At 71.1% G+C, this 25,084-nt stretch carries 17 protein-coding genes; 9 read left to right on the forward strand and 8 right to left on the reverse strand.

Annotation, left to right across the window (positions count from 1 at the left end; all coding sequences use genetic code 11):
- Window positions 1-178: 178 nt before the first annotated feature.
- Complete coding sequence (treS, locus tag ACZ52R_RS21150) at window positions 179-1,903, reverse strand: maltose alpha-D-glucosyltransferase (RefSeq protein ID WP_360498703.1); 1,725 nt, start codon at window positions 1,901-1,903, stop codon at window positions 179-181.
- Entirely contained in the window at window positions 1,900-3,855 is a 1,956-nt protein-coding gene (locus tag ACZ52R_RS21155; RefSeq protein ID WP_465617785.1) for an alpha-1,4-glucan--maltose-1-phosphate maltosyltransferase, read from the reverse strand. The genes treS and ACZ52R_RS21155 overlap by 4 nt, the downstream gene beginning before the upstream one ends.
- A 1,140-nt stretch (window positions 3,856-4,995) precedes the next feature.
- Between ACZ52R_RS21155 and glgP the strand changes: the two genes are divergently transcribed.
- Both glgP and ACZ52R_RS21165 read left to right on the forward strand, forming a co-directional pair.
- Entirely contained in the window at window positions 4,996-7,698 is a 2,703-nt protein-coding gene (gene glgP, locus ACZ52R_RS21160; protein ID WP_465617680.1) for an alpha-glucan family phosphorylase, read from the forward strand.
- 80 nt (window positions 7,699-7,778) lie between these two features.
- The gene (locus ACZ52R_RS21165; RefSeq protein WP_465617682.1) at window positions 7,779-8,261 is read left to right on the forward strand and encodes a hypothetical protein; all 483 of its coding nucleotides are present in this window, start codon (window positions 7,779-7,781) and stop codon (window positions 8,259-8,261) included.
- Between the two features lie 101 nt (window positions 8,262-8,362).
- Here ACZ52R_RS21165 and ACZ52R_RS21170 read toward each other — a convergent pair whose 3' ends face one another.
- Both ACZ52R_RS21170 and ACZ52R_RS21175 read right to left on the reverse strand, forming a co-directional pair.
- Window positions 8,363-10,264, reverse strand: a complete 1,902-nt coding sequence (locus tag ACZ52R_RS21170) for an ABC transporter ATP-binding protein (protein WP_465617684.1) — start codon at window positions 10,262-10,264, stop codon at window positions 8,363-8,365.
- The gene (locus ACZ52R_RS21175) at window positions 10,261-12,081 is read right to left on the reverse strand and encodes an ABC transporter ATP-binding protein (protein ID WP_465753872.1); all 1,821 of its coding nucleotides are present in this window, start codon (window positions 12,079-12,081) and stop codon (window positions 10,261-10,263) included. Before ACZ52R_RS21175 ends, ACZ52R_RS21170 begins: the two co-directional genes overlap by 4 nt.
- Before the next feature lie 232 nt (window positions 12,082-12,313).
- Between ACZ52R_RS21175 and ACZ52R_RS21180 the strand changes: the two genes are divergently transcribed.
- Window positions 12,314-13,747: a family 2B encapsulin nanocompartment shell protein gene (locus ACZ52R_RS21180; RefSeq protein ID WP_465753873.1), complete on the forward strand. Its 1,434-nt coding sequence runs from the start codon at window positions 12,314-12,316 to the stop codon at window positions 13,745-13,747.
- 9 nt (window positions 13,748-13,756) lie between these two features.
- On the opposite strand, the gene glgX is transcribed toward ACZ52R_RS21180, so the two are convergent.
- Window positions 13,757-16,039 (reverse strand): glycogen debranching protein GlgX, encoded by a 2,283-nt coding sequence (glgX, locus tag ACZ52R_RS21185; RefSeq protein WP_465753874.1) that lies wholly within the window; start codon window positions 16,037-16,039, stop codon window positions 13,757-13,759.
- A gap of 212 nt (window positions 16,040-16,251) precedes the next feature.
- Between glgX and ACZ52R_RS21190 the strand changes: the two genes are divergently transcribed.
- The 4 genes from ACZ52R_RS21190 (at window position 16,252) to ACZ52R_RS21205 (ending at window position 21,093) form a co-directional block, all read left to right on the forward strand.
- Complete coding sequence (locus tag ACZ52R_RS21190; RefSeq protein WP_465617692.1) at window positions 16,252-17,490, forward strand: L,D-transpeptidase; 1,239 nt, start codon at window positions 16,252-16,254, stop codon at window positions 17,488-17,490.
- 208 nt (window positions 17,491-17,698) lie between these two features.
- On the forward strand, window positions 17,699-18,946 hold the full coding sequence (locus ACZ52R_RS21195) for a L,D-transpeptidase (protein ID WP_465617694.1): 1,248 nt from the start codon (window positions 17,699-17,701) through the stop codon (window positions 18,944-18,946).
- A 255-nt stretch (window positions 18,947-19,201) separates the two neighbouring features.
- On the forward strand, window positions 19,202-20,407 hold the full coding sequence (locus ACZ52R_RS21200; protein ID WP_465661116.1) for a L,D-transpeptidase: 1,206 nt from the start codon (window positions 19,202-19,204) through the stop codon (window positions 20,405-20,407).
- Window positions 20,408-20,547: 140 nt separating this feature from the next.
- Window positions 20,548-21,093 carry an ATP-binding protein gene (locus tag ACZ52R_RS21205; RefSeq protein WP_465617698.1) on the forward strand — a complete coding sequence of 182 codons (546 nt, stop codon included), beginning with the start codon at window positions 20,548-20,550 and terminating at the stop codon, window positions 21,091-21,093.
- 268 nt (window positions 21,094-21,361) lie between these two features.
- Here the strand turns inward: ACZ52R_RS21205 and ACZ52R_RS21210 are convergent, their stop codons facing one another.
- From ACZ52R_RS21210 to ACZ52R_RS21220, 3 genes are all read right to left on the reverse strand, one after another.
- Entirely contained in the window at window positions 21,362-22,201 is an 840-nt protein-coding gene (locus tag ACZ52R_RS21210; RefSeq protein ID WP_465661115.1) for a hypothetical protein, read from the reverse strand.
- A gap of 209 nt (window positions 22,202-22,410) precedes the next feature.
- On the reverse strand, window positions 22,411-22,671 hold the full coding sequence (locus ACZ52R_RS21215; protein WP_465661113.1) for a DUF397 domain-containing protein: 261 nt from the start codon (window positions 22,669-22,671) through the stop codon (window positions 22,411-22,413).
- A complete protein-coding gene (locus ACZ52R_RS21220) occupies window positions 22,668-23,480 on the reverse strand; it encodes a helix-turn-helix domain-containing protein (protein WP_465661112.1) in 813 nt (270 codons plus the stop codon). Before ACZ52R_RS21220 ends, ACZ52R_RS21215 begins: the two co-directional genes overlap by 4 nt.
- Window positions 23,481-23,643: 163 nt before the next feature.
- Here ACZ52R_RS21220 and ACZ52R_RS21225 point away from each other — a divergent pair, with 163 nt between their 5' ends.
- Both ACZ52R_RS21225 and ACZ52R_RS21230 read left to right on the forward strand, forming a co-directional pair.
- Entirely contained in the window at window positions 23,644-24,078 is a 435-nt protein-coding gene (locus ACZ52R_RS21225; protein WP_465661111.1) for an ATP-binding protein, read from the forward strand.
- A 249-nt stretch (window positions 24,079-24,327) separates the two neighbouring features.
- Complete coding sequence (locus tag ACZ52R_RS21230; RefSeq protein WP_465753875.1) at window positions 24,328-25,056, forward strand: AAA family ATPase; 729 nt, start codon at window positions 24,328-24,330, stop codon at window positions 25,054-25,056.
- The last annotated feature ends 28 nt before the right edge of the window (window positions 25,057-25,084 follow it).

The following is a 25,084-nucleotide window of genomic DNA, read 5'->3' on the forward strand; positions in this document are numbered from 1 at the left end:
GGCGCGGCGGTCGCGGCACGCGAGTTTGGCTCGGGTGTCACGCCTTCGTGTGGGTGGCCGTTGGGCTGTTCTCCGTACGCGGTGGTGCAGAGAACTCCGGGGGCGCTGGGGTTCAACTGGCGCCCCCGGAGGGTCTGGTGGTGCTGACGTGGTGCGTGCGGCGAGGCGCGGCGGATCGTTACTTCGACCGCCTGGTCCCGCTCAGGCGCGGGGGCTGCCGGAGCTGGAACCAGTAGAAGCCGTGCCCGGCCAGGGTGAGCAGGTAGGGCCACTCACCGATCGACGGGAAGCGCACCCCGCCGATCAGCTCGACCGGGTACCGCCCGCCGTACTGCCGCAGGTCCAGCTCGGTCGGCTGCGCGAACCGCGAGAAGTTGTTCACGCACATGACCAGGTCCCCCTCGTACTCGCGCACGAAGGCCAGCACGGCGGGGTTGCTGGACGGCAGTTCGGCGTAGCTGCCGAGGCCGAACGCCGGATTGAGCTTGCGGATCTCGATCATGCGACGCGTCCAGTGCAGCAGCGAACTCGAACTGCTCTGCTGCGCCTCGACGTTGGTCACCTGGTAGCCGTACACCGGGTCCATGATGGGCGGCAGACTGAGCCTGCCCGGGTCGGCGGAGGAGAAACCCGCGTTGCGGTCCGGGGTCCACTGCATCGGCGTGCGCACGCCGTCCCGGTCGCCGAGCCAGATGTTGTCGCCCATGCCGATCTCGTCCCCGTAGTAGAGGACCGGCGAGCCGGGCAGGGAGAACAGCAGGGCGGTGAACAGCTCGATCTGGTTGCGGTCGTTCTCCAGCAGCGGGGCGAGCCGGCGGCGGATGCCCACGTTGGCGCGCATCCGGGGGTCCTTGGCGTACTCCGCGTACATGTAGTCGCGCTCCTCGTCGGTGACCATCTCCAGGGTCAGCTCGTCGTGGTTGCGCAGGAAGATGCCCCACTGGCAGCCGTTGGGGATCTGCGGGGTCTTGGAGAGGATCTCGGACACCGGGTAGCGGGACTCGCGGCGCACCGCCATGAAGATCCGCGGCATCACGGGGAAGTGGAACGCCATGTGGCACTCGTCGCCGCCCGAGGTGAAGTCGCCGAAGTAGTCGACGACGTCCTCCGGCCACTGGTTGGCCTCGGCGAGCAGCACGGTGTCGGGGTAGTCGGCGTCGATCTCCTTGCGGACCCGCTTGAGGAACTCGTGGGTCTCCGACAGGTTCTCGCAGTTGGTGCCCTCGCGGGCGAAGAGGTACGGCACCGCGTCCAGCCGGAAGCCGTCGATGCCGAGGTCGAGCCAGAACCGCAGCCCGGCGATCATCTCGTCCTGGACCCGGGGGTTGTCGTAGTTGAGGTCCGGCTGGTGCGAGAAGAAGCGGTGCCAGTAGTACTGCTTGCGGACCGGGTCGTAGGTCCAGTTGGAGGTCTCGGTGTCGACGAAGATGATCCGGGCGTCCGGGTACTGCTTGTCGTCGTCGGCCCACATGTAGAAGTCGCCGTACGGCCCGTCCGGGTCCGTCCGGGAGGCCTGGAACCACGGGTGCTGGTCGCTGGTGTGGTTCATGACGAAGTCGATGATGATGCGCATGCCGCGGGCGTGCGCGGCGTCGACGAACTCCATGAAGTCGGCGAGGTCGCCGAACTCCGGCAGCACCGAGGTGTAGTCGGACACGTCGTACCCGCCGTCGCGCAGCGGCGAGGCGAAGAACGGGGGGAGCCAGAGGCAGTCGATCCCGAGCCACTGGAGGTAGTCGAGCTTGGCCGTGAGCCCCTTGAGGTCCCCGACCCCGTCGCCGTTGCTGTCCTGGAAGGACCGCACCAGCACCTCGTAGAAGACCGCACGCTTGAACCACTCGGGGTCGAGCTTCTTCTTGGAGGTCTCGGGGAAGGTGTCGGGGACGGGCTCGTTCACTGTCACGCTGGGTTCCTCCGAACCGTGAGGAGGTGAGCCGGCTCGGCTGAGGGATCGAGCCGGACGTAGTTGCGCCGGCCCCAGGTGTAGACGGCGCCGGTGAGCTCGTCGTGCACCGCGTACGGGCCGTCGCCGTCGAGCGTGACGGTGGCCTCCTGCACGTGGTGCGGGTCGAGGTTCACCACGGTGATGACCTGGTCGGTGAGGCCCTCGGGGGTGGTCGCGGTCTTGGAGTAGGCGAGCACCTGGTCGTTGTCGGTGGGGTGGAAGCGCAGGTCGCGCAGCTGCTGCAGGGCGGGGTGGCGCCGGCGCAGCCGGTTCAGCACGGTCAGCAGCGGGGCGAGGGTGTCGGTGCGGTTCCAGTCGCGCGGGCGCAGCTCGTACTTCTCCGAGTGCAGGTACTCCTCGGAGCCCGGGTGGGCCGGCTCGTTCTCGTACAGCTCGTAGCCGGCGTAGACGCCGTAGCTGGGGGAGAGGGTGGCGGCGAGCACGGCGCGGATCGCGAAGGCGGCGCGGCCGCCGTGCTGCAGGTAGGCGTGCAGGATGTCCGGGGTGTTGGCGAAGAAGTTGGGGCGCATGTAGGCGGCCGCGTCACCGGTGAGCTCGGTGAGGTACTCGGTGAGTTCCTGCTTGGTGGTGCGCCAGGTGAAGTACGTGTACGACTGGTGGAAACCGATCTTCGCCAGGGTGTGCATCATCGCCGGGCGGGTGAAGGCCTCCGCCAGGAACACGACATCCGGGTCGGTTCGGGCGATGTCGGCGAGCACCTTCTCCCAGAACAGCACCGGTTTGGTGTGCGGGTTGTCGACCCGGAAGATCCGCACGCCGTGGGACATCCAGAATCGGAGGAGCCTGAGGGTTTCCTTGACGATTCCATCCATGTCCTGATCGAAGTTGATCGGATAGATGTCCTGGTACTTCTTCGGCGGGTTCTCGGCGTAGGCGATGGTGCCGTCCGCGCGGTGGCTGAACCATTCCGGATGCTTGTTCACCCAGGGGTGGTCGGGGGAGCACTGGAGGGCGAAGTCGAGCGCCACCTCCAGGTGCAGCGCCTGGGCCTCGGCGACGAAGTGGTCGAAGTCCTCGATGGTGCCGAGGTCGGGGTGGACCGCGTCGTGGCCGCCCTCGGGGGAGCCGATCGCCCAGGGCGAGCCGACGTCGTGCGGACCGGTCGTCAGGGTGTTGTCCGGGCCCTTGCGGAAGGCTCGGCCGATCGGGTGGACCGGCGGCAGGTAGACCACGTCGAAGCCCATCGCGGCGATGGCGGGCAGCCGTTCGGCGGCGGTGCGCAGGGTGCCCGGGCGCGGCGCCTCGACGCCGCTCGGGTCCACCGCGGCGCCCTCCGAGCGGGGGAAGAACTCGTACCAGGAGCCGAACAGCGCGCGCTCCCGGTCCACCTGCAGCGGCAGCGGGCGGGAGGCGCTCAGCAGTTCGCGCAGCGGGTGACGGGCCAGCAGCTCCAGCACCTCGGGGGCCAGGGCGGCGGCCAGCCGGGACAGCGGCGGCATGGTCGAGTCGCGCAGCGCGTCGGCGGCGGCCAGGACGTCGGCGCGGCCCTCCTTCTTCGGCACGCCGGCCGCGGCCTGCTCGAACAGCCGGGCGCCCTCCTCCAGGACCAGCGCGGTGTCGATCCCGGCGGGCAGCTTCACCGAGGCGGTCCTGCGCCAGGTGGCGATCGGGTCGCTCCACGCCTCCACCAGGTACGACCAGCGGCCGGGCGCGGTCGGCGTGACGTACGCGCCCCAGCGGTCGGTGCCCTCGGCGAGCTCGCGCATCGGCGTCCAGGGGCCGCTGCGGCCGCGCGGGTCGCGCAGCACCACGTTGGCGTTGACGGCGTCGTGGCCCTCGCGGAAGACGGTCGCGGTGACCAGGAAGGTCTCGCCGGCGACCGCCTTGGCCGGGCGGCGGCCGGCGTCGACGAGGGGACTGACGTCCAGGACGGGGATGCGGCCGATCACGGTGTCGCTCTCTGTCTTGCGGGCGGAGGGCTTGGCAGCGGACTTGGCAGCGGGTTTGGCGGCACCCTTCGCGGCGGTCGCCTTCGGGGCGGTCGCTTTCGCAGCGGTCGCCTTCGGAGCGGCCGCCTTCTTCGCGGCGGTCGTCCGGCGCGGTGCGGGGTCGGCCCCGTCGCCGGCCTTCGGGGTGGCGGCCGACGCGGTGGCGGTGGTGCGGCGCGTGGTGGTGCGCCTGCGGGGTGCCGCGGTCCGGTCCTCCTCGGCCCCGGGTTGTGGGGCCGCTGCGGAGGGCTGTACCGCTGAGGGCTGTGCTGCTGAGGGCTGCTCTGCGGGGGGTTGGGATTCGGAGGATCCGGTACGGACCGCCCCGGCCGCCCTGGGTGCGGGCATCGCCGGATCTGTCCGAGTGTCAGAATCCATCCGTCCGGCGGATTCCGCGACCGCTGTGTCGAGGGTTTCGGCCACAGGTGTGGACTGGTCCCGCGTGTCGCCGTGCATGCCAAGCTCCTGCCCGAGATCGGCGGCAGCTCCCGCGGGCCGGGGTCGGGCCAGGGGAGTACCGGGAGGACTGCTGGGTGGGGAGGACGTGCGACCGGAGCCTGCCCGCGCCGCTGTCCCCGGCAACCTGCCCGGCGCCCGCCGAGTCGGTGGCGGGACGCCCCGGAGCCCGTGCGCGTCCCGGCGCGCGCCTCCGGGGGCACGCCCCCGGGCGGCCCGGTCCACCCGTGAACGAGCAGGCCGGGCACAAGGACACGCGTCGACGAGCGGTGATCGCCGAATGGGCTAAAGCGGACGGGAACAGCCAACGCGAAAAAGGATTCGGACGTGCTGCTTCGAGGGGGACGCCACCCGTCGCCGTACTCCCCACAGCATCAACGACCTTCGGTCATCCTCGCATCGGCGACAAGGTTTTTGCACCGGTACGACAGGAGTTTCGGACCTTCTCCCGAGCGGATGCGCCATCGGAAATGGATTCGTACCGCAGAGTTCACGTATTGGTAGCGCGGCCCCCGGAAAAGTGCGCCTCGCGCGCCCCCCGTGCAGACCAATGCGCCGAATGCGATCTCATCAATAGGCCGAACGGATGCCCAATAGCCCACTTGACGCACTGTCGGGCCGACCGCCGCGGCTACGCTTCACGCCGTGAAGGCAATCCGCAGATTCACCGTCCGCACCGTCCTGCCCGAACAACTCCAGCCGTTGCACGAGCTGGCCCTCAACCTGCGCTGGTCCTGGCACCCCGAGACCAGGGACCTCTTCCGGTCCGTGGACCCGGAGGTCTGGGCCGCGACCGGCGAGGACCCGGTGCGCCTGCTCGGGGAGGTCCCGGCCGCCCGGCTCGCCGCGCTCGCCGCCGACCGGCGGTTCCTGCGCAGACTCGGCGACCTCGCCGACGACCTGCGCGACTACCTGACCGGCCCGCGCTGGTACCAGGCCCGGCAGCAGGAGACCGGGGCCGCCCCACTGCCCGCCGCGATCGCCTACTTCTCGCCCGAGTACGGCATCGCCGCCGCGCTGCCCCAGTACTCCGGCGGGCTCGGCATCCTGGCCGGCGACCACCTCAAGGCCGCCAGCGACCTCGGCGTCCCGATCATCGGCGTCGGGCTGTTCTACCGGCACGGCTACTTCCGGCAGTCCCTCGGCCGGGACGGCTGGCAGCAGGAGCGCTACCCGCTGCTGGACCCGGACGAGCTCGCCGTCAGCCCGCTCCGGGAACCCGACGGCACCCCCAGCCGGGTCGACCTCGTCCTGCCCGGCGGCCGCACCCTGGCCGCCCGGATCTGGAAGGCCCAGGTCGGGCGGGTGCCACTGCTGCTGCTCGACTCCGACATCGAGGCCAACTCGCCCGCTGAGCGCGACGTCACCGACCGGCTGTACGGCGGCGGCAGCGAGCACCGGCTGCTCCAGGAGATGCTGCTCGGCATCGGCGGCGTACGGGCGGTGCGCGCCTACTGCCGGCTCACCGGGCACCCCGCCCCCGAGGTCTTCCACACCAACGAGGGCCACGCCGGCTTCCTCGGCGTCGAACGGATCCGCGAGCTGGTCGCCGAGGATGCGGCCGGCCTCGACTTCGCCGCCGCCCTGGAGTCCGTCCGGGCCGGCACCCTCTTCACCACCCACACGCCCGTCCCGGCCGGCATCGACCGCTTCGACCGCGAGCTGGTCGCCCGCCACTTCGGCGGCGACACCGCGCTGCCCGGCGTCCCGGTCGACCAGGTGCTCGCGCTCGGCGCCGAGACCTGGCGCGGCGGGGACCCGAAACTGTTCAACATGGCCGCCATGGGCCTGCGGCTCGCCCAGCGCGCCAACGGGGTCTCCACCCTGCACGGCGAGGTCAGCCGCTCGATGTTCAACGGCCTCTGGCCCGGTTTCGACCCCTCCGAGGTGCCGATCACCTCGGTCACCAACGGCGTGCACGCCGCCACCTGGATCGACCCGGCGGTGGTCCGGCTCGGCGCCGCCGGGATCGGCGCCGAGCGCGCCGAGGAGGCGATGACCACCGGCGAGGCCACCCGCTGGACCGGCCTGGAGGCGATCGGCAACACCGAGATCTGGGACCTGCGCCGCACCCTGCGCGCCCAGCTGGTGGACGAGGCCCGCCGTCGGCTGCGCGCCTCCTGGCACCAGCGCGGGGCCGGCGAGGCCGAGCTCGGCTGGGTCTCCTCGGTGCTCGACCCCGACGTGCTCACCATCGGCTTCGCCCGCCGGGTGCCCTCGTACAAGCGGCTCACCCTGATGCTGCGCGACCCGGAGCGGCTGCGCGCCATGCTGCTGCACCCCACCCGGCCGGTGCAGATCGTGGTGGCCGGCAAGGCTCACCCGGCCGACGACGGCGGCAAGCGGCTGATCCAGCAGATGGTCGCCTTCGCCGACGACCCGGCCGTCCGGCACCGGATCGTCTTCCTGCCGGACTACGACATGGCGATGGCCCGGCACCTCTACCCGGGCTGCGACGTCTGGCTCAACAACCCGCTGCGCCCGCTGGAGGCCTGCGGCACCTCCGGGATGAAGGCCGCGCTCAACGGCTGCCTCAACCTGTCCGTCCTGGACGGCTGGTGGGACGAGTGGTACGACGGCCGCAACGGCTGGGCGATCCCCACCGCCGACGAGAGCGGCGGGGTGCCCGACCCGGACAGCGGCGAGGCCGAGCGGCGCGACGACATCGAGGCGGCCGCCCTCTACGACCTGATCGAGGACCAGGTCGCCGCCCGGTTCTACGACCGGGACGCGGACGGGCTGCCGCACCACTGGATCGCCATGGTCCGGCACACCCTGGTCACCCTCGGGCCCAAGGTGCTCGCCGGGCGGATGGTCCGCGAGTACGTCGAACGGCTGTACGCCCCGGCGGCGCTGGCCCAGCGGGAGCTGGCGGCGGGCGGGCGCGCGGCGGGCGAGCGCCCGGAGGTGAGCGGGCGAATCACCGCGCGGGAGCTGGCGGGGTGGAAGGCGAAGGTCCGGGAGGCCTGGTCGGCCGTCCGGGTCGAGCACGTCGAGGCGGACTGCCCGGCCGAGGCCCAGGAGCTGGGCAGCTCGCTGGCGCTGCGGGTGCAGGTCGCGCTCGGCACGCTGGATCCGGATGACGTCGAGGTCCAGGTGGTCTCCGGCCGGGTGGACGAGTCGGACGGCATCTCGGACGCCTGCCTGCTCGCCCTCAAACCGGTCGGCGGGCCCGACCTCGACGGCCGCACCCGCTACGAGGGCGCGCTGGAGCTGTGCCGGACCGGCCCGTTCGGCTACACGGTCCGCGTGCTGCCCGCGCACCCGCGGCTGGCCTCCCCGGCCGAGCTCGGGCTGGTCGCCCTGCCGGCCGAGTCGGCCGGGATGGACGCGGGGCTGCTGCGCTGACGGCGCGCCGGATGACTGCCGCCCGTCCGCCACGGACGGCAGTCATCCGGTTGCCCCGCGTGTCGGGCGGGGGGAGCGTGATGCTCCTGATGCGAACCGTCCGCGCGGCCGCCCTCGCCGCGCTCTCCGTCGTCCTCGTGGCGTGGCCGGCCCAGGCCGCCACCGGCCCGCTCGCGGCGCCCCCGGCGACCGCGCGGCTGTCCGTCGAACTCTGCCCGCCGCAGGGCCCGGTGGTCCCGGGCGAGACCGGGATCCTGGAGGTGCAGGTCACCAACCGGGGCCCGGCGGCCACCAGCGACACGACCCAGGTGGTCGTGCACTTCCCGTCGCCGGGCGTGGTGCAGTCGGCCGACCCGCCGGTCACCCTGACCTACTTCGGCACCGGCAGCTCCTACGGGATCCCGGCCGGCCTCGACGCGACCTTCATCGACCCGGCCGTGGTGATCGACCCGGCGGCCGTCGCCGGGCAGGTGCTGCCCGGCGGAACGCTGGACGTGGTGGCCGCGCAGGAGGACTGCCCCTCGCCCGACTGGCACACCGCCTACGCGGTGACCGTGGACTGACGGTTCCACCGGGGGGCGGCCCGGCCGGGTGCGTAACGGCGCACCCGGACGGGCACATTCACGGGTCGGGGACCGGGTCCCCTCGGACCGGCCGGGTCCCCTCAGACCAGGCTGTCCCGCCAGGCCCGGTGGAGGGTGGCGAAGCGGCCGGCGCCGTCGATCAGCTCCTGCGGGGAGCCGTCCTCCACGATCCGGCCCTGGTCCATCACCAGGACGCGGTCGGCGATCTCCACGGTGGAGAGGCGGTGCGCGATGATCACCGCCGTCCGGCCGGCCAGCACCGTGCGCATCGCCCGCTGGACGGCCTGCTCGCCCGGAACGTCCAGGGAACTGGTCGCCTCGTCCAGGATCAGCACCGCCGGGTCGGCCAGCAGGGCGCGGGCGAAGGCCACCAGTTGGCGCTGGCCGGCCGAGATCCGGCCGCCGCGCTTGCGCACGTCGGTGTCGAAGCCGTCCGGCAGCTCGGCGATGAACCCGTACGCGCCGATGTCACGGGCGGCCTGTTCGACCTCCTCGCGGGTGGCGCCGGGGCGGCCGATCGCGATGTTCTCGGCGACGGTGCCGGAGAACAGGAAGGACTCCTGGGTCACCATCACCACCCCGCGCCGCAGCTCGGGGGTGGCCAGCTCGCGCAGGTCCACGCCGTCCAGCCGGATCCGGCCGTCGCTCGGGTCGTAGAAGCGGGCCAGCAGCTTGGCGAGCGTCGACTTGCCCGCGCCCGTCGCGCCGACCACCGCGACCGTCTGCCCGGCCGGGATCAGCAGGTCGAAGGGCGCCAGCACCTCCCTGCCGGTGGGGTAGGCGAAGCGGGTCCGCTCGAAGGACACCTCCCGGCCCTTGACCGTGATTCGCCCGCTCGCGGCCTGCGGCAGCTCCTTCGGCTCGGCCGGTTCGGCGACGGTCGGCTCGTGGGCGAGCAGGCCGGCGATCTTCTCCAGCGCGGCGGCGGCCGACTGGTAGCTGTTCAGGAACATCGCCAGCTGGTCGATCGGGTCGTAGAGGCGGCGCAGGTAGAGCACGAAGGCGGTGAGCGCGCCCACCTCCAGCGTGTCGTCCACGACCAGGTAGGCGCCGAACAGCACCACGCCGGTGACCCACAGGTTGGCGGTGGCCCGGGAGAGGCCGACATAGCGGGCGATCTCCAGCAGGCCGTCCGCGGTCGCGGTGGCGGACTGCCGGTTGACCAGCGCGAACGCGGCGTCGTTGGCCTTCTCGCGGCGGAAGGCCTGCACCGGGCGGATGCCGTTCATCGTCTCGGTGAAGCGGACGATCAGCGAGGCGGCCGAGGTGCGGGAGCGGCGGTAGACCCGGCGCGAGCGGCTGCGGAAGGAACGGGCGATCAGGGCCAGCGGCACGGCCGACACCAGCGAGACCAGGCCGAGCCGCCAGTCCAGCACCAGCAGGAGCACCGAGATGTAGCAGACCGACAGGAAGACCGTCAGCAGCTCCTGCAGACCCTCGGAGAGCAGCTCGCGCAGCGCGTCGATGTCGCTGGTCGCCCGGGAGATGATCCGGCCCGAGGTGTAGCGCTCGTGGAAGTCCAGGCTCAGCCGCTGGGCGTGCCGGAAGATCCGGCCGCGCAGCTCCAGCAGGATGTCCTGGTTGACCCGGGCGCTGATCTTGATGAACGCCCACTGCAGCACCGGGCTGAGCAGCGCGCAGAACAGGTACGCGGCGATGACCGCGACGAGCGGGCCGGAGTCGTGCTCGCGCAGCGCCGGGATGGCGCGGTCCATGGCCACCGCGACCAGCAGCGGGCCGGACTGCAGGGCGGCCTGCTGGACCAGGATCACCACCATCGCGACGGTGATCCGGGCCCGGTGCGGGCCGAGCAGCGAGCGCAGCAGCGCCCGGGGCGCGCCGGGCGGGACGGGGATGTCCTCCTCGTCGGCCGGGGGCGGGGGCAGTTCCTCCTCGGCGGACCGGGCGGCCTTCGTGGGATCGGCCGTCGCGGGCTCGCCCTTCGCGGGGTCGGCCTTCGTGGGATCGGCGGTCGTGGTCACGGGGCTGCACTTCCTTCGGGCACGAGGGCGGCCTCGCCCGACATCAGTTCGCGGTAGTGCGCGCAGTCGCGCAGCAGCTCCTGGTGGGTGCCGACGGCCTCGATCCGGCCGTCCGCCAGCACCGCGACCCGGTCCGCGAGCAGCACGGTGCTGGGGCGGTGGGCGACCACCAGGGCGGTGGTGGTGCCGAGGACCTCGCGCAGTGCCCGCTCGACCAGGGCCTCGGTGTGCACGTCCAGGGCGGAGAGCGGGTCGTCCAGCACCAGGAAGGCCGGGTCGCCGACCACTGCGCGGGCCAGCGCGAGGCGCTGGCGCTGTCCGCCGGACAGGCTCAGGCCCTGCTCGCCGACCTCGGTGTCCGCGCCCTCGGGGAGCTTGTCCACGAAGCCGGCCTGGGCGGTGGCGAGCGCGGAGCGCAGCTGCTCCCCGCTCGCGCCCGGGGCGCCCATCAGGACGTTCTCCCGGACGGTGGCGGAGAACAGGGTGGGCTCCTCGAAGGCGACCGCGACGAGTTCGCGCAGCCGCTCCCGGGGCAGGTCGCGCAGGTCCCGGCCGTCCAGCGTGATGGTGCCGGCGGTGGCCTCGTACAGCCGGGGGAGCAGCGCGGTGAGCGTGGTCTTGCCGCTGCCGGTGGCGCCGACCAGGGCCATCGTCTCGCCGCTGCGGATGTGCAGGTCGATGCCGGTCAGCAGGTCGGGGCTGCCGGCCGGGGCGTCGGGGTAGCGGAAGCGGACGCCGGTGAAGCGGATGCCGTCCCGGGCGCCGAGCCCGGTGGCGGTGCCCGGGTCCGGGGTGTCCGGCTCGTCCAGCACCTCGAAGAAGCGGTCGGTGGCGGTGGCGGCCTCGTTGGCGTAGGCGAGCAGCCAGCCGAGCGACTCCACCGGCCAGCGCAGTGCGAGCGCGGTGGAGAGGAAGGCGACCAGGGCGCCCGCGCTCAGCTCGTCGTGGGCGACCAGGTAGGCGCCGGCGGCGAGGGCGCAGCCGAGGGCGATCTCGGGCAGGCCGATGATGACGGACCAGAGGTTGGCGAGCAGGTGGGCCTTGTGCAGCTCGGTGCGGCGCAGCTCCTGGGACTGGGCGCGGAAGCGCTCGGCCATCGAGCGGTGACGGCCGAAGGCCTTGAGGATCCGGATGCCGAGGACGGACTCCTCGACCACGGTGGCGAGGTCGCCGTTCTGGTCCTGGGCGAGGCGGGAGGCGCCGGAGTAGCCGGACTCGAAGCGCCCGGTGAGCAGGAACAGCGGGACGACGGGCACCAGGGCGATCAGCGCGAGCCGCCAGTCCTGGGTGAACATCACCACCGCGCCGGCCAGGAACATCACCGAGTTGACGATCAGGAAGACCAACGGGAAGGCCAGGAACAGCCGCATGGTGTACATGTCCGCGGTGGCCCGGGAGAGCAGCTGGCCGGAGCCCCAGCGGTCGTGGAAGGAGACCGGCAGCCGCTGGAGCTTGGCGAAGAGGTCGCCGCGCATGGCCGTCTCCAGCCCGGCCAGCGGGCGGGCCAGCACCACCCGGCGGGTGTAGAAGAGTCCGGCCTCGAAAAGCCCAAGGAGCAGCAGCAGGCCGACCAGCGGCCGGAGGGCGGCCAGGTCGTGCGTGGCGAGCGGACCGTCCACGATCCGGCCGAGGAGCACCGGGACGGCGAGCGTGCTCAGCATGCCGAGCGTGGCGGCCGTCACCGAGACGGCCAGCCGGCCGCGGACGGCGCGCGCGTACGGCCACAGGCGCAGCAGCGAGCGGACCGTGGAGCGGGGGCGCGCGGTCACGGTCCCGTCGGCGGGCGCGTTGTCGGTGTCATGTCGGTTCTCGGCCATCGCGGTGAGGGTAGGCGGAGAGGCCGTCACTTCTCATCCGGTTTTTCGCCCCTGTCGGTGCTGTCCGGCGAGAACCGGCCACTCGGACGGGTGGTGCGCGGGCGGACGCGGGGCGTGTGCGGCGGTTCGTGCAGGGACGAATGCGCCGGGCGCCTCTTGCGAGCCCCACCCGATCGGCCGATGGAATCTCCTGACGGATGTTCATTGATACGTGAGTGACAGGAGTGTGCACATGACGGTGGAAACCGAACCCACCGCGGCCCCCGGCCCAGGCCGCGCGACCGTGGAAGTCCGGGCCCAGCTCAGCCTCAGCACGACCGCGGCGCGGAACCTGGCGACCACGACCAAGTCGAAGCCGCAGATGCAGGAGATCACCTCCCGCTGGCTGCTGAAGATGCTGCCCTGGGTGCAGGTCAGCGCGGGTACCTACCGGGTCAACCGCCGCCTCAGCTTCGCCGCCGGGCGCGGCCGGGTGGGCTTCGCCAAGGCCGGTTCCACGGTGAGCGTGGTCGCCCCCTCGCTGCGCGAGGTGCCGGCGCTGCACGGTTACGAGGACGACGCGGTCCTGGAGGAGCTGGCCCGCCGGTTCGTGCAGCGGGACTTCGCGGTGGGCGACGTGCTGGTGCAGGAGGGTGCGCCGATCGAGGAGGTGTTCCTCGTCGCGCACGGCAAGGTGGACCGGATCGGCACCGGCAAGTACGGCGAGCAGACCGTGCTCGGCTCCCTCGCGGACGGCGACCACATCGGCGACGAGGCGCTCACCGAGCCGAACGGCACCTGGCCGTACACCGTGAAGGCGGCGACGTCGGGTGTCGCGATGGCGTTGCCCTGGGCGGTCTTCCAGGAGCTGGTAGACCGCTCGGACTCACTGCGCGAGCAGTTGCTGGGCTTCGCCGCCGACGCCGCGCAGGCCCAGAACGAGCACGGCGAGGCGCGGATCGACCTGTCGGCCGGCCACGAGGGCGAGTACGAGCTGCCCGGCGCGTTCGTGGACTACGAGCTGAGGCCGCGCGAGTACGAGCTGAGCGTCGCGCAGACCGTCCTCAAGGTGCACACCCGGGTCGCGGACCTCTACAACAAGCCGATGAACCAGACCGAGGAGCAGCTGCGGCTGACCATCGAGGCCCTGCGGGAGCGGCAGGAGCACGAGCTCGTCAACAACCCGGAGTTCGGTCTGCTCGGCAACACCGACTTCGACCAGCGGATCCAGACCCGCTCCGGGGCGCCCACCCCGGACGACCTGGACGAGCTGCTGAGCATGCGCCGGGACACCGACTACCTGTTCGCCCACCCGCGGGCGATCGCCGCCTTCGAGCGGGAGTGCAACAAGGTCGGTGTCTACCCGGCCACCGTCGACGTCCTCGGCAAGCACCGGCCGACCTGGCGCGGGGTGCCGATCTTCCCGTGCAACAAGATCCCGGTGTCCGACCAGCAGACCAGCGCGTTCATCGCGATGCGGGTCGGCGAGGACAACCAGGGCGTGGTCGGGCTCACCCAGATCAACATCCCGGACGAGGTCGAGCCGGGTCTGAACGTCCGCTTCATGGGCATCGACGAGAAGGCGGTCGCCTCCTACCTGGTCAGCACCTACTACTCGGCGGCGGTGCTGGTGCCGGACGCGATCGGCGTGCTGGAGAACGTCGAGCTCGGGCACGCCCGGGGCTGAGCCGGGCCCCTAGGCCCCGGGGGCGGGCGCGCGCAGCAGCTGCAGTGAGCGCCCGCCCAGGACGACGGCGCCGTGCGGGTACGGCTCGCCCGTGCCTCCCGCCGCCCCGGCTGTGCCGACTGCCGCCCCGGCCGTGCCGACCGGAGTCTCGGCCGTGTCGATCACCGTCTCGTACGGGGCCTCGGGCGCCGCCCAGGGCTCACCGGGCAGGGTGAACACCGTGGCCTGGTGGCCCGCGTTGAGCAGCAGCAGGAAGCTGTCGTCCCGCAGCGGCCGTCCGGTGTCGTCCCGTTCGGACATCGCGCTGCCGGACAGCAGCATGCCCAGGCAGGCGGTCGGCGCGAACCAGTCGGCCTCGGTCATCTCCTTGCCCAGCGGGGTGAACCAGGCCAGGTCGGGCTGGCCGCCGGGGGTGGCGGCCCGGCCCGAGAAGAACGCCCGCTGCCGCAGCACCGGGTGGGAGCGGCGCAGCCGGATCAGCCGGGCGGTCAGCTCGGTCAGCTCCCGCCAGCCGGGCTCCGCCAGCAGTGACCAGTCCAGCCAGCTGACCTCGTTGTCCTGGCAGTAGGCGTTGTTGTTGCCGCCCTGGGTGCGGCCCAGCTCGTCCCCGGCGGTGAGCATCGGGACGCCGGTGGAGAGCAGCAGGGTGGCCGTCAGGTTGCGCAGTTGGCGCAGCCGCAGCGCGCGGACCGCCGGGTCGGCGGTCTCGCCCTCGGCGCCGTGGTTCCACGAGCGGTTGTCGTCGGTGCCGTCGCGGTTGGCCTCGCCGTTCGCCTCGTTGTGCTTTCGGTCGTAGGAGACCAGGTCGCGCAGGGTGAAACCGTCGTGCGCGGTCACGTAGTTGACGGAGGCGTACGGGCGGCGGCCGCCGCGCTGGTAGAGGTCGGAGGAGCCGGAGAGGCGGTAGCCGAGCTCGCGCACGTCGGGGCGGGCGCCGCGCCAGAAGTCCCGTACGGTGTCGCGGTACTTGTCGTTCCACTCGGCCCACAGCGGGGGGAAGCCGCCGACCTGGTAGCCGCCCGGGCCGACGTCCCACGGCTCGGCGATCAGCTTCACCCGGCTGAGCAGCGGGTCCTGGGAGACGGCGGCGAGGAACGGGTGGTCCATGTCCACGTCGTCGCCGCCGCGCGGGCCGCCGCGGGCGAGGGCGGCGGCGAGGTCGAAGCGGAAGCCGTCCACGCCCATCTCGGCGACCCAGTAGCGCAGCGAGTCGGTGATCAGCCGGATCACCTGCGGGCGGCGGGTGTCCAGGGTGTTGCCGCAGCCGGTGTAGTCGGCGTAGCCGCGCGGGCGGTTCGGCGGGAGGCGGTAGTAGGCGGCGTTGTCGATGCCGCGCAGCGAGAGCATCGGGCCGAGCTCGCCGGCCTCGGCGGTGTGGTTGAACACCACGTCCAGGATCACCTCGATCCCGGCGGCGTGCAGGGCGCGGACCATCCGCTTGAACTCGCCGACCTGGCCGCCGCGCGAGCCGGAGGCGGAGTAGCCGGCGTGCGGGGCGAAGTAGCCGACCGTGTTGTAGCCCCAGTAGTTGACCAGGCCGCGCGCCTGGAGGTGGTCCTCGGTGGCGTACTGGTGGACCGGCAGCAGCTCGACGGCGGTCACGCCGAGGCGGGTGAGGTGGGCGATCGCGGCGGGGTGGGCGAGGCCGGCGTAGGTGCCGCGCAGGTGCGGCGGGATCTCGGGGTGGCGCATGGTGAAGCCGCGCACGTGCAGTTCGTAGAGGACCGTCTCGGCCCACGGGGTCTTCGGGCGGTGGTCGTCGTACCAGTCGTCGTCATCGTGGACGACCACGGCTCTGGGCACGTAGGGCGCGGAGTCGCGGTTGTCCCGGACGGTGTCGGCGACGTCGGCCTCCGGCCAGTTGCGGACGGCGGCGCAGGCGGCGTCGTGCGAGGTGTAACAGCCGTCGACGGCGCGGGCGTACGGGTCCAGCAGCAGTTTGGCCGGGTTCCAGCGAGCGCCGGTCCACGGGTCCCACCGGCCGTGCACGCGGAAGCCGTAGCGGGTGCCGGGGCGCACGCCGGGGAGGAAGCCGTGCCAGATCTGGAAGTCCTGCTCGGTGAGGCGGTGCCGGCTCTCCCGGCCGTCCTCGTCGAAGAGGCACAGCTCGACGGCCTCGGCGCCGGCCGCCCAGAGCGCGAAGTTGGTGCCCCGGCCGCCGACTTGGTCGGTCCGGAAGCGGGCGCCGAGCGGCTGCCAGCTGCCGGGCCGCGGTGGCTCGACTGATGGCTCGACGGTGTGCGGGCCGCCGTCCGGCCTTACCCCGGCTTCCAGCTCCTGCCCTGACGCCATGGCCGTACCCTCCCTGGGCGGGGTGTCCCGGACCCCGTTCACTTCCTCTTTCCCGGATTGCGCAGATCGGAAGCCGCTGAACGGGGGCTTACCGGCGGATGGCGGGCAGGGGATCGCCGGTGGATGGCGGGATTCCGGGCCGCTCGGCGTGTCCCCGGGTCGGCGCCCGTCGTTGTTCCGGGCGTCGGACGCGAACAGTGGGAGGCCCCGGGATGCGGTGCCGAGGACGGGTGTGGGCGCGGGGCGCGGCGGTGGTGGCCTGCTGTCTGGCCGTCCTCACGGGCTGCGGCAGCGGCGGCTCCCCGGCCGCGCCCGACGGGGACGCGGTCGGCTCCGGGGCGCCCACCGCGCCCCCGGCGGAGGCGCCGTCCCGGGCGGTGCTCACCGTGCAGCCGGCCGACGGCGCGCAGGACGTGCAGCCGGAGGGCGCGGTCCGGGTGGGTGCCGCGCAGGGCCGGCTGGTGTCGGTCCGGCTGGCCGACGCCAAGGGCACCGAGGTGCCCGGCACGATCACCCCGGACGGCGCGGGCTGGGGGCCCGACGGCCCGCTGCCGCTGGGCACCGCGTTCACCCTGGACGCCGTCGCCGAGGACGACCAGGGCCAGAAGGCCGCCCAGCACTCGGCGTTCTCGACCGTCGCCCGGGCGCACACCTTCGTCGCCTTCTTCACCCCGGAGGACGGTTCCACGGTCGGCGTCGGCATGCCGGTCTCGCTGCGCTTCAGCCGCCCGATCGCCGACCGGGCGGCGGTGGAGAAGGCCGTCCAGGTCAGTGCGGACCCGCCGGTGGCGGTGGCCGCGCACTGGTTCGGCAACCAGCGGCTGGACTTCCGCCCGCAGCAGTACTGGGCGGCCGGCACCAAGGTCTCGGTGGCGCTGCGGCTGAAGGACGTGCAGGGCGCGCCGGGCGAGTTCGGCAGCCAGAGCCGGGACCTGCGCTTCACCGTCGGCCGGGCGCAGGTCTCCACCGTGGACCTGGACGCGCACACCCTGACCGTCCGGACCGGCCAGGGCGGCAAGGTGGTGCGGGTGCTCAAGGTCTCCGGCGGCAGCCCCGACCACTCCACCTACCGGGGGGTGATGGTGGTGTCGGAGAAGTACAAGGTGACCCGGATGAACTCGCAGACCGTCGGCATGGGCGACGAGTACGACATCAAGGACGTCCCGCACGCGATGCGGCTGACCACCTCCGGCACCTTCCTCCACGGCAACTACTGGGCGGACCCCAAGGTGTTCGGCACCGCCAACACCAGCCACGGCTGCATCGGCCTGGCCGACGCCAAGGGCGGCACGAGCAAGGACACCCCGGCGGGCTGGCTGTTCGAGCACACCATCGCGGGGGACGTGGTGGAGGTGAAGGGCCCGTCCGGGGACTTCGTGCCGCCGCAGAACGGGCTGAACGGCTGGAACATGCTCTGGGAGCAGTGGGTGGCCGGGAGCGCGCTGCGCTAGCCGCGGGCGCCCGTCGCGCCGTCACGCCCGGTTCACCCACCTTCACCCGGTTCTGCTCGGTTCCGCTCGACACCCCTGCGAATTCACTCGAACAGCCCAGTTATCCTGCTCCGACGCGTCCGCAGCCAGGCGCGAAAGATCGGCGCCCGGTGCAACTCATGGGGGCACTCAACGCGTCAAGAGAGTGAATACCGGGAGGGGAGAAACCGTGAAGACGGGTAAGACGGCCGGCGCCGCGATACGTACCACCAGCCGCTACGCGATGGCGTTGGCCATGGGTGGGGTGTTGCTGCTCACCGCGGCCTGCAACGACGACAAGGGCAGTGGCTCCGGCGGCTCAGGGGGATCCGGCGGGGGCAACGCGGCCAGCGCGCCGGCCTCGGCGGACGGGGGCGGTTCGGGGACGCCGAAGACCTCGGCCGCGGTGATCGCGGTCGAGCCGAAGGACGGTGCCCAGGACGTCCAGCCGACCGGGCTGCAGGTGTCCGTCTCGAACGGCAAGCTCACCACGGTCGAGGTGACCGACAAGGACGGGAAGCCGGTCGAGGGTGCGATCGCCCCGGACGGCACCGGCTGGAAGCCCGCGGCGGCGCTCGCCGTCGGCATGGCGTACAAGGTGAACGCGCAGGCCAAGGACGGGGCGGGCCTGGTGGCCGCGTCCACCACCTCGTTCACGACCCTGACGCCGGACAAGAAGATCTCCACCAACGACAACATCAGCGACGGTGCCACCTACGGCGTCGGCATGATCGTCTCGGTGGAGTTCAACAAGGCGGTCAAGAACAAGGACGCCGTCCTCAAGGGCATCACCTTCGAGACCGGCAACGGCACCGTGGTGAAGGGCCACTGGTTCGGCGACAAGCGGGTCGACTTCCGCCCGGAGCAGTACTGGGCGCCGGACACCAAGGTGACCGTCAAGTACCGGCTGAAGAACGTCGAGGTCGCCCCGGGCATCTACGGCGACGTGGACAAGGACGAGCCGTTCACCATCGGCCGTTCGCAGATCTCCACCGCGGACGCCAAGTCGCACCAGATGACCATCGAGCGGAGCGGCCAGAGCACCACCGTGCCGGTCACCCTCGGCGCGGACGCCACGCCGTCCTGGGGCGGGGCCATGGTGGTCATGTCCAAGGAGAAGGTCACCCGGATGAACTCGCAGACCGTCGGCCTCGGCGGCGAGTACGACATCCAGGACGTGCCGCACGCGATGCGGCTGACCACCTCCGGCACCTTCGTGCACGGCAACTACTGGGCGAATCCTTTCGGCAAGTCCAACGCCAGCCACGGCTGCGTGTCGATGCAGGACGTCAAGGGCGGCAGCGACACCTCGGTGGCGGGCAAGTTCTTCAACGACTCGATGGTCGGTGACGTCATCAAGGTCGTGAACACCAAGGAGAAGACCGTCGACCCCTCCAACGGGCTCGGCGGCTGGAACGTGGACTGGGCCAACTGGTAGTCCCTACCCGGAGGTTGGCTCGGCTAGTCCGGGCACTCCGGTGAGTTTGTCGCCGAGCGGTCCGATCCTCACCCGTTGGGGTCGGGCCGCTCGGCTTTCCGGGGCGGGAAGCCCCGCGCATGTCGCAACCTTTCCGATGGCCGGGTGCGTGTATCCGGTCGGGTCCGTCGCAGGTCCGTCGTAGGACCGTCGCGGGTTCACGGGGAGTTCGGGGAGTCCAGAGAGAGGGAATCGACGTTGAGGTCGATACGCAGAGTGGTTACCGCCGGCCTGGTCGGCGGGGCGATGGCGCTGACGGCCGCCTGCGGCGGTGGCAGCGGCGGCAGTGGGGGCGGCAGCGCGGCCAAGGCCGACCTGGGGGCCGGTGCGGCCGCATCCAAGCCCGCGGCGGCGCCCACCGGCACGGCGCCGAAGGTCTCGAAGGCCGCGGTGAACATCGAGCCCAAGGCCGGCTCGGTGGACGTGGCGCCGAACGCGATCAAGGTCGGTGCGACGGGCGGCAAGCTCACCACCGTCAAGGTGAGCGACCGGACGGGCCAGGAGGTCCCCGGCACCATCTCCGCCGACGGCGCCTCCTGGACCCCGTCGGCCGCCCTGGCGGTGGGCACCGCCTACCAGGTCAGCGCGATGGCCGCGGACGCCGACGGCGCGGTCGCCACGGCCGACAGCAACTTCACCACGCTGACCCCGACGGCGCTCGCCAAGGCCTCGGACAACGTGGACAACGACGCCACGTACGGCGTCGGCATGATCGTCTCGGTGAACTTCAGCAAGGACGTCAAGAACAAGGACGAGGTCCTCAGGGGCATCACCTTCCAGGCCGACAACGGCACCGTGGTCAAGGGCCACTGGTTCGGCGACCGCCGGCTGGACTTCCGCCCCGAGCAGTACTGGGCGCCCGGCACCAAGGTGGTCGTGCACTACCGCCTCAAGAGCGTCGAGATCGCCCCCGGGGTGTACGGCGGTGACCGGGACGAGCCCTTCACGATCGGGCGATCCCAGATTTCGACGGTTGACGCCGCCGCGCACAAGATGACGGTCGTCCAGAGCGGGCAGTCCAGCGACATCGACATCACCGCCGGCTCGCCCGAACACGCGACCTGGAACGGCACGATGGTCGTCATGGCCAAGGAGGGCGTGGTGCGGATGCAGTCCAGCACCCTGCCCGGCATGACCGGTGCGCCGTACGACCTCCAGGTGCCGCACTCGATCCGGCTCACCGACAGCGGGACGTACGTGCACGGCAACTACTGGAGCAACGTCTTCGGTGAGGACAACGTCAGCCACGGCTGCGTCGGGCTCAAGGACGTCAAGGGCGGCGGGGACAGCACCTCGATGGGGAAGTTCTACAGCGGCTCGATGGTCGGGGACGTCGTGGTCGTGAAGAACTCGACCAAGAAGGAGACGCTCGACCCGTCGAACGGGCTGAGCGGCTGGAACGTGCCGTGGGGCTCCTGGTAGGAGCGGTCGGGGGGTCAACTCGGGCTTGACGGAAGTCGGTCCGGGTCGGCCCCCTCTTGCATCCGGCATATGCCGACTCGGGGGAGATCGTTTGCTCATTGTCCGTACGCGCCTGCTTGCGTTCCGCAATGATGGTCCGCATGGCGGGTTGGGGCGAAACAGATCAGTCATCAGTTCCCGGGGCCGGCACGGTCGCCGAGGCGTCCTGGATCGACGTCCAGGGATCGCTCTCGGCGCTGGAGCGGCTCAGCTCCGAGGAGCTGGAGGAGATGTATTCCGGCAGGCTGTGCGATCAGTCCTCGCCGAACGAGGTACGGCTGCCGTCCCGGCCGGAGTCGGGCCCGGTGGCCCGCCGGCTGGTGCTGTCCGTCCTGGAGTCCTGGGACCTCCACCCGTACCTGGAGGCCGGTGAGTTGCTCACCAGCGAGCTGGTGGCCAACGCGGTGCGGCACGCCGCAGGGCGCACCATCGGCCTGCACGTCAGCCGCAAACCGGGCTGGCTGCGGGTCGAGGTCCGCGACTCCTCCCGGGCGCTGCCCTGCATGATCCTCGCCGAGCCCAGGCCGGTGAACGAGCGCGGGCGGGGGCTGAAGATCGTCGACGACCTCTCCGACCGCTGGGGCGCGGACCTGCTGCCCCGGGGCAAAGGGGTCTGGTTCGAGCTCAAGGTGCGCGAGCGGCCCTGAGCCGCGCTCTCGGGTCCGGATACACGCAGGGCCCCCGAGAGCGCCGTGGTCCGGCGGATGGGGGCCCCTGCAAGTCATCGCGCCGGCCAAGGGGGTGCGTGCCCGCGCGATGGGCGTCGGCAGTGCCAGGTCGGGCCCGCCGAAGTTCGATGCCTTGACTATCGCATGGATCTCAGCATGTGGGCAAACCGGACGGCTTGGAATGCAAGGTTTGTAACCTAGTTCACCTTTGGATTTTGCATAGGTTAACGCCGCCACCTGTGAATATTCATGATCGCGATGATGTGCTCATCGCTTGGCGGGCGCGGGCGGCGTGTGTGCGGACGGCCGCGGGGGAGAGGTGTCGGCGGGGCGGCGGCGGTGCCTTGGGGGTGCCACGGCAGGCGCGGCAGAGGCCGCCCAGGAGGGCATGCGGGCGGCAGGGGGTGCGGCAGTCGGTGCACTCGATGATGCGGGTGGGTTGCGGTTCGGGGCGCGAGCGCTCCGGGGGCATCTTGTCGAGCAGACGACGGCGGGTGAACGCCACCGGGCTGTGGACGCCCTCCGGTGGCAGGCCTGCGGTGAGAGCGGCCGTGAAGAGGGCCAGGGTGGTGCCCCGGGCCAGCCACTCGGCGGCCAGCGGTTCCAGGGCCGCGCAGTCGGCGCCGGAGAGCGGGAGACGGGCGTCCGCGATGCCGAGGCCGGCGAGCGCGGCGTAGGCGGGGGAGACAGGGGAGGCGCGTCGCTCCTTCGGGGGATCGGGCGCGTTTTCCGTTGACTCCCGGGGGCTTTCGCCGGTGGCGATGAAGTGGTTCCACCAGGCGTCGCTGCGCGGCGTCCGGGAGAAGTACGTCCGGAACACCCACTGGGGGCGGTCGGCGTTCACGCGCTCGCGGACGCGGCGCAGGTGACCTGCGGCGGAGAGGTTGTTGAGCGCCGTGCGACAGGCCATCTGCCCGTAGTGCGGGTTCATGGCGGCGAGCGTTTTGACGTCCATGGCGGCGCCGTCGGGCAGGTGGTCGATGAGCGAGGCGAGGTACGCCTCGCGCGCCGGAAGGTGCGCGAAGTCGGACGCGCAGCGGTGGAGTTGCTCCGGCGCGGACTGCTTGCCGTACCCGGGGGAGGCCATGGCGGTAGAGTCGTGGGTAGCCACAGGATCGAGCTCGTTTCGATCGTGCCGGTCAGACCCCCGTTCGGTGTTGGAGCACCGGCGGGGGTCGATTCATTAGTGCGCACGCTACACGGAGGAACCGACTGTGGCGAAGTGATGACGATAAGTCATATCTGCTGCGCACAGGGGTGGTTGGAAGGTGGTTGCCCACCCATTCAACTAAGGGGTCACTCGGCTTCGGCGGCTTGAGCTTCGGGGGCGAAGGCGACGAACGCGGACCACGCCTCGGGGGAGAAAGTGAGGGCCGGGCCGGCCTTGTCCTTGGAGTCCCGGACGTGGATGACGGAGGGGCAGGACGCGACCTCGACGCAGTTGCCACTGTCGAGGTCGCTGTAGCTGGACTTGGCCCAGGAGATGGCCACCTCGACGCACTCGCCGCCGTCCGTGGTGCTGTAACTGGACTTGAACCACTGAAGCATGGTGCTCATAGCTCTTCCGCCACCCGTCTGATGAAGGCCTTCGACTCCTCAATGCTGAGGGCCTGCGTGCGGATCATTCCATGGCGTTGCGCCAGCAGGTTCACTCGCTCAGGCTCACCGTGCAGGATGCCTGTGCCCTGCCCCTCGACATAGGCGAGTTGTTCATGGTCTGGGGTTTCCAGCAGGACCATGGGGCCGTTGAGCGCCGCGTAGGCGGCTCGGTCGATCGGAAGCGCCTGAATGGATACGTTGCGGAGTTCACCGACGTCGAGGAGGTGATTGAGCTGCCGCTTCATGAGGTCCTTGGTGCCGACGGCTGCTCTGAGCGCGGCTTCGTGGATCACGAAGCCGTGAAGCACGGTCGGGCGCTTTCGCAGCCTCTCCTGTCGCTGCATCCGACCGGAAACGCGGGCGGCGACAGTCTCGTCATCAAGCGGCGGGTATGAGTTGCTGATTGTCTCGTGGGCGTACTCCTCTGTCTGGAGCAGGCCTGGGATCAGGAGGGCCGAGTAAGCATGGAACGCGATCGCTTCACGCTCGGCCTCTGTGTATCCCCGTGAGTATGACGAGAACTTCTCGGGCGCCAGGAAGTCAGCAGCCCCAACGATCATGCCCTTCGCATCGCATAGTTCATCCGCAGCCTGAAGCAACTTGAGCGACGGCTTTCGCCTCCCCGCCTCCATCGACCGCACGCTCTCGATGTCGTAGCACGCCGCTGCGCTCAACTGCTCCCGGCTCACGCCCGCTTGAGCACGCCACCGCTTGAGCTGATCACCGCAGTACTTCCACGACATCGGGTTTTCCTTCGGTGTGCTCACGGCCCGGTACCCCTCCCTGCCCTGGTCAAAGGGCGGTTCAAGCTCGCGCTGTACCAGCGGTGTAACTCCTGAGGCTATGCCCGTCTGTCGACCCTTGAAGGGTGAAGTGGCCGAACTCAGCCCTTGTGAGTGAAGCCGTCCGTAAACCCCCTCAAGGATTCTGATGCTCACTCAGCCCGTCGACGCCGTCGAGTGGATGTTCCCCCGCCTGCCCCGCAGCGCCGGCCGTGCCCGGATCCGCTTCCTCCGGATGGCCTTCGAGTGGGAGGTGCCCGTCGACTCGGCGGAGACCGCGCTGATCCTCCTCAGTGAACTCGTCACCAACGCCTGCCGCCACGCCCGGTCCCCGCGTGACCGGATGATCGGCGTCCGAGTTCTCCTTCCCACCTCCTCCCTGCTCCGCATCGAGGTCTCCGACGCGAACCCCGAGCTCCCGACCCTCCGCCACGCCACCCCGGAGGACGAGTCCGGCCGGGGCCTCGAACTCGTCGCGGCGCTCGCCACCTCCTGGGGCGCCCACCCCCGGGGTGAGGGCTGCATCGGCAAGACCACCTGGTGCGAACTCGCCCTCCCCACCCCGGCCAACCCGCACGACTGACCACCCCGCCACCCGCGCGGGAAGTCGGCCCAGCCGACTTCCCACGCGGCCTGGCGGCGGTTACTCGTAACTGTGGCGAAATCACCCGTTTGCGTCCCCCTGCTTGTGCCCTCGGGGGCTCCGCGTGTGAGGTCTGCGGGTTCCGGGGAGGTCACTGGCGTGTGGCAGCCATTCCAGGCTTGCCGAAGGCCTGTTTGCGCGATTCACTTGCACAGAAGAGGCTGGAAACCCGCGAAGGGGGGATCACAGATGCTGCTGAACTTCAGGGTCGCGAACCACCGCTCGATCAGGGACGAGCAATCACTACAGCTCAACCCGGTCTACGACGCGGACAGGCCTCCGGGAACGCACTGGGAAGCGGTGCCTGTGGTGGGCATCTTCGGAGCCAATGCCGCCGGCAAGTCGAACGTCATCGATGCGCTGGCGTACATGAGCAGGATGGTCGTCGACTCGTACCGTGACGCGGAGCCGGACGGGGGCGTGACCCGCCAACCGTTCCGCCTCGACGAAGCCGCGCGCAGCGAACCGTCCTGGTACGTGGCCGACCTGCTGATCGACGGAATCCGCTACACCTACGGGTTCAGCGTGGACGACAACCGGGTGGTCGACGAATGGCTACACAGCTTCCCTCATGGCAGGAAGCGCAAGATCTTCGAGCGTTCGGTCGACGGGGTGGAGATCGGTGACTCACAGCACCGGCGCGAGCTGGAGCTGGTTGAGAACATCACTGAGCCCAACGTCCTCTTCATGTCCCTCGCGGCCCGGTCACGGCAGCAGGACTTCCGGCCGGTGTACGACTGGTTCGCCCGTAGCCTCCTGTTCAGTCGGCGCATGGGCATGCTCGGCACAACGCGAATCCTTGAGAACCTGGATCGGCATCCCGAGCTCATCGGCCTGCTGCAGGCCGCGGACCTAGCCTGCGTGTTTCATCCGGGGTCGCGTCCGGAGCATGATCGGAAAAGCGAAAGTGCCTTCTGAGCTGCAACGATGAGGCTTGTCTAAGGTC

It is taken from the genome of Kitasatospora sp. NPDC034023, assembly GCF_055575795.1.